Below are 13737 nucleotides of genomic sequence, written 5' to 3'. Positions count from 1 at the left end.
AGAAACGTACCTTGGGTGTTTGGGGAGTTTCAACAAAACATTCTGTCAGGATTCTGTTTAAAAATATCCTCTTGCGTTAAGTGTTTGGAGGGCCGTGAGAATGCCGTGTAATTGCGCATTGGTGCAGAGGGTAACTTTCGTGGTGCGTCTGGAAGTGTTTGCTTGCTCTGCACGAGAATTAATCACAAAATTATTCATCTGATAAATAACAATAGGGAGTTTTCATGAAGAAAATTGTTTTCGCATCCGTTTTGGCATTGATGCTTGGTGCTTGTGCTTCTAAATCCACGAAAGAATCTTGTGCATGTGGGATGGATAAAGCTAAAGCTGCGTGCTCTGGCGAGTGCTCTGTAAAAGGTGACTGCGCTGGTTGCAAAGAGAAAAAAGCAGAAGGCCAATAGGTCTTAACAAAAGATATTCTGTTTTTGAAAACCCACCCTTCGCGGTGGGTTTTTTATTTTTTAAAGCTGCAGCTCTAAATGTCGCACTGTTCACAGCAGTTGTTTATGGTCACTAATTAATTTACGCTTTTAAGGTAAACAAGTCTCTGAATATTAGAAGGGCTTTTTTAAATGACGAGCATGTTCAAGATCGTATTTATTCTTCTGGCAGTTTCATCGTCTTCATATGCAATGGATTTGCAGACCTACTTAAAAAATGTCGAAAGCAATCACCGCACGATCAAGTCCCTTGATCTGTCAAAGGAAGCCGCTGATGACCGTTACACCGCCGGCGATATTGATCTGGTTCCGGTGATGTCAGCAGGGTGGAGCTATATTAATGATAAAAATCCACTAAGTCAGTTTGCACTCTTGGGAGTTCCCGTCAGCAAACAGACCTCCTACAACCTTGGATTTGGAAAAAAGTTTTCCTCTGGTACCAACGTCACAGTTTGGGGTCAGACAACCGAGTTTGATAATCCTGGCATTTTGGATCCGGCCTTTGCGTCGTTCTCCAAATTCGGTTACGGGCAGCTGGGTGTGACTTTGGATCAGTCTTTGTGGAAAGACTTCTTTGGTGCGGCGACTCGCTTGCGCTGGGAACGTCAGGATGCTGCGACGGCTGCTGAAAAAGGCGGCTACGATTTGCAAATCCGCGGCGTTCTGGTTCAGGCTGAAATCGCCTTCTGGGAATACCTGTATGCAGTTGATAATTTAAAAACCGCGCAAGGAACTTTGGAGCGCGCAAAAAGAATTGAATCGTGGACTCGTCGTAGAGTGAATGATGGCATCAGCGATCGCGCTGACTTGTTACAAGGCCAGGCCTTGGTTGCAGGCCGCCAGTTGATTCTAATCACCGCCGAAGATGATCTGGAATCTTCCAAGCAGGCGATTCGTGATTTCCTTGAATTAAAACCCACAGATCCCATTCCGGATTTGCAAGGTGACTTGGGGGCTGCGCGACCTATCAACTCTTTGGTAACAGGTGGCAAGGGACGAGTGGTCCAGGTTGAAGCTTATCTTAAATCCCTTGAAGCCAAAGCCCGTGCTGTTGTCGCAGAGGAAGTGGAAGAAGCTTATAAGCCGGACCTGGTTTTAAGCGGAGCTTACACTACGAACAATCTTAGTAAAGATATGGCGGAAGCCACGCAAAATCTGACCGATACCGCAAAGCCGACTGCAAAGGTGGCAATCAATTTCAGATACATGTTTGATACCTCGGTCAAAAGTGCTGCAAAAGATGCTGCACGCAAGGAAGCCCTGGCATCGCGCCTTCAGGCAGAAAGACAACTTCTGGACAGTGACAGTTCCTGGAGTGAATTAAAGCGCCGCTATGAAGAAATGAGTAAACGCGTGCAAAGTGCCGAGCAGGTTTACAAACTGCAAACCGATCGCGCGCGTGCAACGACGGACTTATTTAATAAAGGCCGAACGATCACCATGAATGTCGTGGATTCTGAAAATGATGCCGCCACTGCGGAATTAAATCTAAGCCGATTAAAAACGGAACAAAGAAAAATGGAAGCACAAGGACGTCTGTATATGACGGTCGAGGAGTAGTCCTATGAATTTACCAAGTCTTTCCATTCGTCGTCCGATCACCATTCTTTGCGTGGTTATTTTAACTTTGATTCTGGGGATCTTTTCCCTGTTTAAAATGCCCGTGGATCTTTTCCCGGATGTGACTTTCCCGATCCTGTCGGTGCAAATCGTTTATCCGGGGGCATCGCCTTTGGATCTGGAAAAACAAGTATCCAAACCCATTGAAGATGAGTTGGGGAGTTTATCGGGCTTAAAAACTTTGACCTCGCAGAATCTGGATGGGGTTGCAGTTATCATCCTGGAATTCAATTTGGGTTCCGATATCAAAGAACTCGAACAGGACGTGCGAAATCGCATCGGAAATATCCGCCGCGATCTTCCGGATGAAATCTATGAACCAGTGATTCAAAGATTCGACCCTGCCGATCAACCGATTGTGACTTTGGCGCTTGTGACCGAGCTTCCGGACGGGGAAGCTTATGATCTTGCCAACGAAACAGTGAAGCCGATCTTTGAACGTCTGGATGACGTCGGCCAAGTGCAGATTTACGGCGGTCGTAAGCAGGAAATTCACGTTATCATCGATAAAAAGAAACTTCAGGATCGCAAAATCTCGATGCTTCAGGTTTCACAGAAAGTCATCGAGACCTCCAAAGATACTCCGATTGGTAAAATTGAAAATCCCAAAACTGAAACCACGTTACGTACCAGCGGGGAGTTTGAATCTTTAAAACAAATCGAAGAAGTGAACGTCAACTTCGTGGGCTCCGATCGTCCGGTACTGATCAAAAACATTGGTGTTGTTAAGCGCAGTCTGGAAGATCAAAAAACCATCGGACGAATTCAGGGTCAAAAGGCTTTGTTACTGAACGTCTATAAGCAGCGTGGTTCAAACACCGTGGCCGTGGCAGATAACATTCAAAAGAATATCGCCAAGGCCAACGAATTCTTAAAATCCAAAAACATCAAAGCTGAAATCAAAATGGTGCGCGACACGTCTCGACCGATTCGCCTGAATGTGGCTGACGTGAATGAGTCGATCACTATTGGTATCATTCTTTGTGTCCTGGTAGTGTTCTTCTTCCTGGGCTCCGCGCGATCTACACTGATCACGGGAATGGCATTGCCAAATTCACTTTTGGGTGGATTCGTGATTATGTTTGCGATGGGATTCACCATCAACCTGATGACGTTACTTGCGTTATCATTGGCGGTGGGACTTTTGATTGATGATGCCATCGTGGTGCGGGAAAATATTTTCCGCCATCTGGAAATGGGAAAACGTCCTAAAGATGCAGCCCTGGATGGAACCAAAGAGGTTGCCATGGCCGTAGTTGCAACCACTCTCGTTGTGATTGCGGTGTTTGGTCCGATCTCGTTCCTGCAGGGGATCGTGGGTCAGTTCTTTAAACAGTTCGGTTTAACCGTCGTGTTCACGATGTTAATTTCCCTGTTTGATGCCTTTACTGTGGCACCAATGATGTCAGCATATCTTGCCCATCCCGATGAGCATAACAAAGGCAAAGGTCCTATTGGAAAAATGCTGGCGGCCTTTGATCGCTTCCAATCCTGGTTGGAAGATATCTATGAACGAGTACTGAAGTTCACTGTCGTTCATCCGAAAACCATTTTATTTGGCGCTGTTGTGGTCTTTATCCTTTCGATGACGACGATCATCTGGATTCCAAAAACCTTTCTGCCGAATGCCGATGCAGGGGAGTTCGCTGTCAGTGTGGAATTGCCGGTGGGGTCATCTTTAGAAGCGACCAGTAATTTAGTGGCGGAAATTGAAAAGATTTTTGACGGCGATAAAGCAGTCGAAATCGTGGTAACCACAGTCGGCACGGCAAATAATGAATCTAACAAAGCAAGCCTGTATGTGCGTCTGGTGGATCCAGAAAAACGCTCGATGATGACATCAGATTATACGGAATCACTTCGTAAAAAACTGGAACCATTCAATAACCGGGCAACAGTCAGTATCGGTGATTTCGATCCGGTGAACTCTGGGCAAAAACCACTGAACATCAACTTAACAGGTCAGGATTTGGAAGAGTTGAATAAGTACGCCATCAAAGTGGTTGAACGCATCAGTAAAATTCAAGGCCTGGTGGATGTGGATACAAACTTCAGATCCGGTAAACCGGAGTTCCACGTGATCTTTGACCGTGATCGGTCCGAAGCACTCGGAGTTTCAACGGTAACGGCGGGTGCAGAGCTTCGTAATCGTACTGAAGGAAATGAAAACACCATCTTCCGTGAAAACGGTATCGACTATAAAGTGCGTGTGCGCTTTGATGAAGAAAACCGCGATCTGCGCAGTAACTTTGCGACGACCCTGGTGCCGAATGCCAATTTCAATATGATCCCTCTGCCACGCATTGCCCGTGGTGAAGAGACCAAAGGTTATTCGCAAATCAATCGTCAGAACAAAAGTCGTTACATCCAGATTTCAGCCAACCTGGCCAAGGGCGGAGCCTTAGGAACTGTTTCGCAGGAGATTGAAAAAATCTTTAAGACAGAATTAAAACCGCCTCCAGGAGTGGACTATCGCTTTCAGGGGCAGGCCGATGACTTTAAGGATTTGATCAACAACATGTTAATTGCGATCTTTCTGGGCGTGACTTTTATTTATCTGGTATTGGCAAGCTTGTATGAAAGTTTCATCACTCCATTTACGATTCTTCTGGCCTTGCCACTGGCGATGACCGGGGCGTTTATTGCGTTGCTGGTGACGGGTAAAACGATTGATATCTTCTCGCTGATAGGAATCGTGCTGCTGTTAGGGGTCGTGGCCAAGAACTCGATTCTTCTGGTGGACTATACGAATCACCTTTTGGCGGAAGGAATGGAGCGCAAAGATGCCTTGCTTAAAGCTTGTCGCACGCGGCTTCGTCCGATCCTGATGACGTCCCTGGCGTTGATTGCCGGGATGGTGCCGATTGCGATTGGTTTGAATGAAGCCTCGGCGATGAGAAAATCCATGGGGATTGCGATCATTGGTGGTTTGATCAGCTCCACACTTTTGACGTTAATTGTGGTGCCAGCAGCATTTGGTTTTATTGATGACTTTAGAAAGTGGCTGCGCGCAAAACTTGCCAAGATTTCTGGATATCAAGGGGGCTAGTAAAGCCCCCGGATAGAGCGGATCTGTTTTAGTTTGTTTTCAAACAGGGTCCAGTCATCTTTGTCGGCGATCGGGGTCCACAGGGACTCCAGCTCGTCGATCAGTAACGAACAGCACTGAGTGCCTTCAAAATACGGATGCGAAGCTTTGTTTTCATTTAAGACTTCATAATACTCAAGATTCTTTTTGAGCGCCGCAAAGCTTGGGTGCTGATAAACGGAAGCTTGAGCTGAACGAAGCAGGCGCTCTTCACTGATGCCAGAGTGTAAATCAAAAAACGTCTGTTCAAAATAGGGTTGCGCCTCGTCCAGGAATTTAAAGAAGTTCATCATCATTTCCTGATCCATCTCTAACGCCGCTTTTTCGTCCTCTAAAGGATTGCGAATATTCAAGCGTTGCATGAACAGTCTGCGGCTGGCGAAGTTAAAGCTGTCAGCGAACTCTTCAAGGAGTTCTTCAACTGGCAGGTTTTCATAGGCGACTTTTAAAGCAAATCCCAATTGATGAAGGTTCCATAAAACCGAAGTGGGTTGGCGGCCATAACAGTAAAGACCACTTTGATCAAAGTAAGCTGCCGTAAAGGACGGATCGTACTTGGGCATAAATCGGTAAGGACCATAGTCAAAGCTTTCACCGGTGATGTTCATATTGTCGGTGTTTAAAACTCCATGAACAAATCCCGCCATCATCCATTGCGCTGTGGTTTCAGCACATGTGCGAGCTACCGCCTGCAAAAAGGCCGCTGCCTTTTCGTCATCTTTCAACTCACCAAGCTCCGGATAGTAATAACGAACGCAATAATCCAAAAGTTTAACCAGGTTGGCGGATTCTTTTAAAGCGGCTAGTCTTTGAAAAGTTCCAAATCGGATGTGACTGTGATTTAAGCGAACCAAAACTCCCGCACGAGTCGGTGAGGGTTCGTCGTGTCTTTCCAGGCTTTCGCCAGTTTCAAAAACTGAAAAAGTTTTGCTGGTGTTCACACCGTAGGATTCCAAAAGCTCGGTTGCCAGAATTTCCCGGAAGGCACCCTTCAAGGTCAAACGTCCATCACCGGTTCTGGAGTAAGGCGTGCGACCGCTGCCTTTTGTGCCTAAATCGTAAAGCTTTCCTTTAACTAAAAACTGCGCGTAAAGAAAACCCCTGCCGTCGCCAATTTGCGGATTGTAAGAGCGAAACTGATGGCCGTGATAGCGAAGTGCCAAAGCACTTACCATGTTTCCGGGCATAGGTTTGAAGTCGGCAAAATAGGATTTCCACTCGGCGTCAGTAATGCGATCCAAACCCACAATCTGCGCTGCGGCCTGATTACGATAACGAAGCTGGGCCGCAGGGAACGTAGCAGCCTGGACCTCGTCGTAAAACTCGGGTCCTAATTCATAAATTGGCGGAGGTAAGTGATCGCTCATGTCTCATGTATGGGCTTTAGGGAACCGAAAAGCAAGCTGTAGAGTTTACGAAGTCCCTGGGGCTAGTTGACAGTGACTTGCATTAAGCGCATAACCGATAAATCAGGTGGTGAGTGTGGAAAAGCAACCTCTCGGTCAAAAACCCGTATTTAAATCTATCGAGCCCATTTCAAGCGCAGAGCTTCAGTCTTTGGCTTTGAATCCAGCGACGACCGATGCCTGCTGCGATGTTGATCACTCTCAGCACGAGCAGTTTGCCGAGCAAACAGACCTATGGGATCGCCTGGGTATCTATCTTTCTTCATTGTGTGCAATTCATTGCCTGTTGACGCCGGTTTTCTTACTGGCGCTGCCTGCGCTGGGTGAAGCCTTCGAGTCTAGCTGGGTTCACTTGTCCATGGCGGCAGTGATTTTGCCAATTGGTTTGTTCGCGTTTTGGTCTGGTTACAAACATCATCGTCAGATGAAAGTGGCGGCCATGGGAGTGGGGGGATTGCTGTTAGTTTGTGCAGGAACTGTTTTGCATCACGAACTGGAAGAAATCTTCCCGATGCTTCCGCATAACACGGTCACGATCTTGGGAAGCATTTTGCTGGTCACAGCGCATTTTCTGAATCGTCGCGCCTGTCAGTGTGACAGCCACGCTAAGTAGGTAAAATTTCATAATAAATTTAATTTTTAAGCCGCACAAGTTGCGGCTTTTTTTATTTGCGCAACAATTTGTGGCCTTGTCATGCCTGGTTAAAAGTGATTCTTATTGAAAACATAGTGAAAATGAATACTATTTGAGAATCGAAGGATTTCAACCAGGAGGCAACAGATGAACGGTAAAATGGATCGTCGCGGTTTTTTCGCTACTTTCGTTAAAATGGCAGGAGTGGCATTCATCGCTCCCACAGTATTGAACACAGTGTTTGGTTCAGAAGCTCACGCACAGAAAAAAAGAGGCGCGGCTCCAGAAGCAGCTCCGGCAGCAAAATCCGGTGGCGGTATGCCGATGGTTGACCCAAATGACTCTGTAGCAAAAGCAGTAAAATACGTTACAGACTACAAAAAAGCCCCTGAAGCTAAGGGCAATCACTGCGCAACTTGCGGTTTCTACGGCAAGAAAGACGCAACAACTGGCACTTGCACAATCTTCGCTGGCAAACTTGTGCTTGCAGATGCTTGGTGTGCTTCTTGGAATAAAAAGGCTTAGTCTTTAAGTTTATTCTAAGTGCAAAAAAAAGGTCCCGCGAGGGACCTTTTTTTATTTGTGGATTTGAAAACTTATTTTGGATCGCGCAAAGCTCTGCGCAGGATTTTGCCAACATTGGTTTTTGGAAGTTCAGTTCTGAACTCCACCAATTTAGGAATTTTATAACCGGTCAGACTCTTTCTGGCGTGAGCGATGACTTCTTCCGGCGTTAAAGCTGGATCTTTCTTAACGATCACAACTTTTACGATTTCCCCAGAGTGTTCATCCGGAACGCCGATAGCCGCGACTTCCAGAACACCAGGGTGACCAGCAATCACTTCTTCCACTTCATTCGGGTAAACGTTAAATCCCGAAACCAGAATCATATCTTTTTTGCGGTCCACGATCTTAAAGAAACCATCGTTGTCGACAGTTGCGATGTCACCGGTTTTCAACCAGCCATCAGAGCTAAGAACAGCTGCTGTTTCATCAGCACGGTTCCAGTAGCCCTTCATCACCTGAGGACCGCGGGCTACCAATTCGCCGGCTTCGCCCATCGCGACTTCTTTACCGTCCTCATCAACCAATTTCACATCGGTGCTTGGCATTGGCAGACCAATGGTGCCCACGCGATCTGTTCCATCAATTGGATTACAAGAAACAACAGGGGAGGCCTCAGTCAAACCGTAACCCTCGACGATCACGGAGTTTGTGATGCGAGTCCATCTTTCAGTGACTGGTTTTTGCAAAGTCATCGCACCTGCGACACTGATTTTTACAGATTTAAAATCAATCGTCGCGAAGTCCGCATTGTTCATCAAAGCATTAAACAAAGTGTTTACACCAGTCAGAGCGGTGAATGGACGGGCTTTAAGCTCTTTGACAAAGCCAGGGATGTCTTTTGGATTTGTGATCAGGATATTTTCCGCTCCCATTTTCAGGAACGCCAAGCAGTTCACGGTCAATGCAAAGATATGGTACAGCGGAAGGGCCGCGATCACGATCTCTTTACCTTCTTCAAGTTTCGGGCTCATCCAAACGCGGATTTGCAGCATGTTTGAAATGACGTTCTTATGAGTCAGCATCGCGCCTTTTGCGACGCCAGTAGTGCCGCCTGTGTACTGCAGGAATGCCAGATCGTCATGAGTGCTTGAAACATTTTGGTGCGGGCGCATTGCTCCCAGCTCCAAAGCCTGACGGAAAGTGTAGGCTTGAGGGATGTTGTAAGCGGGAACCATTTTTTTGATGTACTTAACAACCGAATTTACCAGAATTCTTTTTGGAGTTGGGAACAGGTCCGCAAGCTCTGTGATCACAACGCTTTCAATTTGCGTGTCTTTGATGATTTGTTCCAGATTGCTGGCGAAATTTGCCAGGATCACAATGGCTTTTGCACCGGAATCTTTGAACTGATGTTGCATCTCTTTGGCTGTGTACAGCGGGTTGGTGTTAACGATGGTTAAACCCACTCGCAATGCTGCAAAAGCTGCTACCGGGAATTGCAGAACATTCGGCATTTGAATTGCGATGCGGTCGCCTTTTTTAAGTTTCAGCTCGTTTTGCAGGAATGACGCAAATTGGTTTACCTTTTGGTCCAGTTGCGTGAAGGTCAGGCTGACGCCCATGTTAGTGAAGGCTTTATTTGAGGGGAATTTGCGAACCGCCTCGTCGTAGATCTCGGTCAGTGACTGATAGTCATTGGGATTGATCTCAGGTCCAATACCAGCCGGGTAATTTTTGATCCAAATCTTTTCCATAAGACCTCCTGATGACGTTCTAAAATGCTGAGCCTTTATTCTAGAGTAAAGGTTCGAATCGGGTAAAGGAAATTCTTGTGTTCAGCTGGCCCCTTTGCAAGACTTAAAGAATGAAATTGCGCCACATCTTCACACTTGTTATTTCACTGGTCCTGTTTGCATCCTGCACTCGTAAGAAAGAGACAGCAGTGGAGGAGTCCACGACCCCGGTGGCGGCGAATATGGTCAACCAACCTCCCAGAAAAGTTCTGACTCCGCAGGAAAAATCGGCGGCGATGTTTGTGCACTTGATGGAACAAGCAGACAGTGTGCACCGTGAGGCCTGGTGGGTGTTAACCAACGAGCGTCGTTCCTTGTTAAAATCCCCATTTGGAAAAGTGCAAAGAGCGATTTTGTCCCAAGGGAATGCCAAGCTTGGAAATAAATCTTTATTCCGCTGTGACCGTTATGAAGTAAAGCGCGACGTGATGTCGCAAACGGGTTTTCCGCAAAAATATGAAATGTACGAAAAGTGCTCGGCGAAATCTCCGGCTAAGCACATGGCGATGTTGTACGCGCAAAAAGAGCATGAGTTTGATCTGACTTTTTATCCCGAAGGTCTGGAAGAGGTTTTGGGAATTGGGGCTGCAATTTTAAATAAGCCCATCACTTGTCACATTAAAACGAATGCCAACGAACAGCTGTTGGTGTTGAACTGTAAGGACTGGGCTCAGGAAAAAAATAAAGAGCAAATGATTCGCCTGGATGTCTATGACTATCAAAAAGAAGGTCAGGACATGATCAAGCTTCGCGGAACTCTTTACGAGAATCTGACTGACGTTCGTAAAATTGAAGCGAACGTTCCGATGACTGGTAAAATCACTGTCACCGAGACCGAACTTTATGCACCGACTCCATCACCAACACCCAAGCCTTCTCCAACTCCACAAAAATCCCCCGTGGCGGGTCAGCCTGCAGAGGGCACATCACAGCAGCCCGCAGCTGCGGCGAAGTCAGGAGAGCCGGTTTCTGTGCCAATGGATCAGCAAACTTACGATCTGCCCGGTGGCGTGATTGGTGGGGTGGGGCAATCCGCTTCTGATGCAGCACCTCCGCCAACAGCAGCTGATCAAGGCTGGCCGACGGATGAGCAGGGGAATGTCATAGAAAACCCACAACCACTTGAAAATAACGTTGATCCAATGCAAGATGGGGCACCTTCAGGGGAGGCGCAGCCAGAACAACCGCAGATCCTGCATGATCAAGGAGCACCAAGTGGCCGGTAAAGTAGAGTTAGGTAAGAAAGTTCCCGCATTTAAAATTCCTTCTTCCAGCGGGGAGACTTTTGCGCTGTCATCCATGAAGGGTAAAAAGATTGTTCTTTATTTTTACCCTAAAGACAGCACTCCGGGTTGCACGACAGAATCTATCGAATTCAACGAGCTTTTGCCTAAGTTTAAAAAAGAAAACACGGAAGTAATCGGTGTTTCCCGCGACAGTTTGAAATCCCATGACAAGTTCATCTGCAAGTACGACTTTAAGTTTCAGCTTTTGTCTGACGAGGAAGAAGAACTGTGCAAAATCTTTGATGTGATCAAAGAAAAGAACATGTACGGCAAAAAAGTCATGGGCATCGAGCGCTCCACCTTCGTCATCGACGAAGACGGCAAACTTGCCGGCGAATTCCGCAAAATCAAAGCCGAAGGCCACGCCGCCGAGATGCTAAAATTCGTAAAAACCCTGTAATATCCACAACCGTAGCGGGTGTACAAACTGACAAGTTTGTCCCTGAAAGAGAAAGGTAACAGTTATCTTTTTCCTGCGGTGTGTTTCTAAAATAATTTAAGACTTAAAAAGGAAGTAAAATGAAAAACAAAAAATGGTTCGCTGTTAAGACTCTTTATGTAACTCGCGCAATTGGCAAAGCTAAAACAAAGGCAGCTTTTGCTGAACTTCTTGAAGAGCGCGTAGTATTGTTTCAGGCAGCGAATGCTAACGCCGCTGTTAAAGCTGCCGAAAAAGACGCGAAAGAATATTCTCAGTACACATACCAAAACTTCGATGGCCAGGCTGTTCGCACTGAATACCTAAATGCGTGTGACGTTTTTGAATTGTACGAAACTTTGGAAAGCGGTGTTGAGCTGTTTGCATCCACGGAAGTATTGACTAAGAAAACATCTAAAAACGATTTGATCGCACGCCGTCTTGGTAAGCTTGAAACAAACAGCTCCATCAAAATGCGCAAGCGTTTTATGTCTAAAGAGCTAAGCGCTTACCTTTAATAGGTGCCAGGTCCTGTTTCTTATTGCTGTGCAGAACCACTTCGGTTTTGCGATGCGCGAAAAAAAATCCCCAGAACTGAAATTCTGGGGATTTTTTATTTTATAATTATCAAGTAAGTCCGTACCTTTTTGCCTCAGGCAGGTAGGCACCTAGTGAACCGCAGAGATCATAAGTTCCGCGACTTGCTGGCTGAACTTTACTGGATCTGGAATCGATGAACCTTCGTTCAGCAATGCCTGAGCATAAAGAATCTCGGACCACTTCGCTTGTTGGTCAGGGGAGGCTTTCAGCATCTTTTCAAACAACGGATGTTTCGCGTTGATTTCCATCACGCGTTTTACCGGTTGGTTGTATTCCTGACCCATTTGCGCCATTAGCTTTTGCATGTGGGCAGAAGGATCGTGCGCAGAAGAGACCAGACATACGGGAGTGTTCGTCAAACGCTCTGACAGCACAACGTCTTTCACCTGGTTTTCCAGGGTCTTTTTCATTGTGTCCATCAAGGGTTGCAAAGTCGCAGCCGCTGCTTTTAGTTCTTCCTCTTTTTGTTTCTTCTCTTCCTCAGTGTCCAGATTCAAGCCCTCAGCCGTGATCGACTGAAGTTTCTTGTCCTTAAACGTGCTGATCGCGTTCACAACCCACTCGTCCACTGGATCGACCATCAAAAGCACTTCCATGCCTTTTTCTTTTAGTTTTTCCAGGTATGGGGAGTTCGTCACCTGAGCCAAAGAGTCACCCGTGATGTAGTAAATATCTTTTTGCTCGGGCTTCATGCGCCCCACGTACTCATCCAAAGTCGTCATTTTGTCTGAAGACGTGGAATGGAACAGGCATAGCTCCTGGATCTTATCTTTGTTTGTTGGATCTACTGGCAAGCCTTCTTTGAAAGTCGAACCAAACTCCGTCCAGAAGTTTTCGTATTCAGTACGCTCTTTGTTTAGCAGGTCTTTAAGTCCGCTTAAAATCTTATTAGTGACGTTCTTTTTAATCGCCGTCACCTGACGGTCTTGTTGCAAAATTTCACGAGACACGTTCAGGGAAAGGTCGGAGCTATCCACCAGACCTTTTACAAAGCGCAGGTACTGCGGAAGCAATTCTTTGCAGTCTGCCATGATGAACACGCGCTTGATGTAAAGGCTTAGACCGTATTCCATCTCGCGGTTGTTAAAGTTCCAAGGGCGTTTTCCCGGAATGTACATCAACGCATTGAATTCCATGGTGCCTTCAGCACGGTAGTGAATGGTTTTCAAAGGTTCGTTAAAATCATGGGACAAATGCTGATAGAATTCCTTGTGTTCGTCCTTAGTGACTTCAGAAGGGGACTTCAGCCAGATCGCTTTTTGCGAATTCAAAGTTTCATCTTCACCCTTGTCGTTTTTCATCTTGATCGGGTGAGCGACAAAGTCGGAGTATTTTTTAACCAAAGACTTCAAAACCCAAGCGTCTGTGAAGTCCTGAACTTCCTCTTCCTCTGCAAATTTTTTCAAGTGCAAAGTGATCGTCGTACCTGTGCCACCCGGGCGCGGTACGGAATCAACAGAGTAAGTTCCATCACCAGTGGATTCCCAAACCACACCTTCGTTGGTTCCGGCTTTTTGCGTGTGCAAAGTCACTTTATCAGCGACCATGAACGCAGAATAGAAGCCCACACCGAACTGACCGATCAGTTCAGGCTTGTTGCGCATTTCTTCATTCATTTGCATGAAGGCTTTAGCGCCAGAGCGCGCGATAGTTCCGATAAATTGAACCACTTCCTCCTGGTCCATACCGATACCGTTATCGATGATTTTCAAAGTGCTTTGCTCTTTGTTACCTTCCAAACGGATTTCCGGAGTCCAGTCCGCAGGCAGCAGACTTTGGTGAGTTAGGGACTGGAATTTCAATTTATCAATCGCGTCTGAAGCATTCGATACAAGTTCGCGCAAAAAGATTTCTTTATGTGAATAAAGTGAGTGGATCACGATATCCAAAAGCTGTTTAATTTCAGCGTTAAATGCCTGTGTTTGTTTTGCCATAGTTAAACTCC

11 protein-coding genes are annotated in these 13737 nt (G+C 46.4%); 8 read left to right on the top strand and 3 right to left on the bottom strand.

Features of this window, described 5'->3' with window-relative positions; translation table 11 throughout:
- Nucleotides 1–224: 224 nt before the first annotated feature.
- From ACLWNV_RS10165 to ACLWNV_RS10155, 3 genes are all read left to right on the top strand, one after another.
- On the top strand, nt 225–401 hold the full coding sequence (locus tag ACLWNV_RS10165) for a hypothetical protein (RefSeq protein ID WP_413584289.1): 177 nt from the start codon (nt 225–227) through the stop codon (nt 399–401).
- Between the two features lie 180 nt (nt 402–581).
- Nucleotides 582–2000 carry a TolC family protein gene (locus tag ACLWNV_RS10160; protein ID WP_413584288.1) on the top strand — a complete coding sequence of 473 codons (1419 nt, stop codon included), beginning with the start codon at nt 582–584 and terminating at the stop codon, nt 1998–2000.
- A 4-nt stretch (nt 2001–2004) separates the two neighbouring features.
- Nucleotides 2005–5109, top strand: coding sequence for an efflux RND transporter permease subunit (locus ACLWNV_RS10155; protein ID WP_413584287.1), 3105 nt, complete (start codon nt 2005–2007; stop codon nt 5107–5109).
- Here ACLWNV_RS10155 and ACLWNV_RS10150 read toward each other — a convergent pair.
- Nucleotides 5106–6515, bottom strand: a complete 1410-nt coding sequence (locus ACLWNV_RS10150; protein ID WP_413584286.1) for a protein adenylyltransferase SelO family protein — start codon at nt 6513–6515, stop codon at nt 5106–5108. The genes ACLWNV_RS10155 and ACLWNV_RS10150 overlap by 4 nt on opposite strands.
- Nucleotides 6516–6630: 115 nt before the next feature.
- Between ACLWNV_RS10150 and ACLWNV_RS10145 the strand changes: the two genes are divergently transcribed.
- Complete coding sequence (locus ACLWNV_RS10145) at nt 6631–7167, top strand: MerC domain-containing protein (RefSeq protein WP_413584284.1); 537 nt, start codon at nt 6631–6633, stop codon at nt 7165–7167.
- 168 nt (nt 7168–7335) lie between these two features.
- A complete protein-coding gene (locus ACLWNV_RS10140) occupies nt 7336–7713 on the top strand; it encodes a high-potential iron-sulfur protein (RefSeq protein ID WP_413584282.1) in 378 nt (125 codons plus the stop codon).
- Nucleotides 7714–7784: 71 nt separating this feature from the next.
- On the opposite strand, the gene ACLWNV_RS10135 is transcribed toward ACLWNV_RS10140, so the two are convergent.
- Complete coding sequence (locus ACLWNV_RS10135) at nt 7785–9449, bottom strand: AMP-binding protein (RefSeq protein ID WP_413584280.1); 1665 nt, start codon at nt 9447–9449, stop codon at nt 7785–7787.
- A gap of 110 nt (nt 9450–9559) precedes the next feature.
- Here ACLWNV_RS10135 and ACLWNV_RS10130 point away from each other — a divergent pair, with 110 nt between their 5' ends.
- The 3 genes from ACLWNV_RS10130 to ACLWNV_RS10120 all read left to right on the top strand — a co-directional run bounded on the left by ACLWNV_RS10130 (nt 9560) and on the right by ACLWNV_RS10120 (nt 11710).
- Nucleotides 9560–10714, top strand: coding sequence for a hypothetical protein (locus tag ACLWNV_RS10130; protein WP_413584278.1), 1155 nt, complete (start codon nt 9560–9562; stop codon nt 10712–10714).
- Nucleotides 10704–11174, top strand: a complete 471-nt coding sequence (locus tag ACLWNV_RS10125) for a peroxiredoxin (protein WP_413584277.1) — start codon at nt 10704–10706, stop codon at nt 11172–11174. The genes ACLWNV_RS10130 and ACLWNV_RS10125 overlap by 11 nt, the downstream gene beginning before the upstream one ends.
- 119 nt (nt 11175–11293) lie before the next feature.
- Nucleotides 11294–11710 (top strand): DUF4288 domain-containing protein, encoded by a 417-nt coding sequence (locus ACLWNV_RS10120; protein ID WP_413584276.1) that lies wholly within the window; start codon nt 11294–11296, stop codon nt 11708–11710.
- A gap of 150 nt (nt 11711–11860) precedes the next feature.
- Here the strand turns inward: ACLWNV_RS10120 and htpG are convergent, their stop codons facing one another.
- A complete protein-coding gene (htpG, locus tag ACLWNV_RS10115; RefSeq protein ID WP_413584275.1) occupies nt 11861–13726 on the bottom strand; it encodes a molecular chaperone HtpG in 1866 nt (621 codons plus the stop codon).
- Nucleotides 13727–13737: the final 11 nt, after the last annotated feature.

It is taken from the genome of Bdellovibrio sp. HCB274 (assembly GCF_047306075.1).
Taxonomy (GTDB): Bacteria; Bdellovibrionota; Bdellovibrionia; order Bdellovibrionales; family Bdellovibrionaceae; genus Bdellovibrio.
This window is presented reverse-complemented; position numbering and strand designations above follow the sequence as displayed.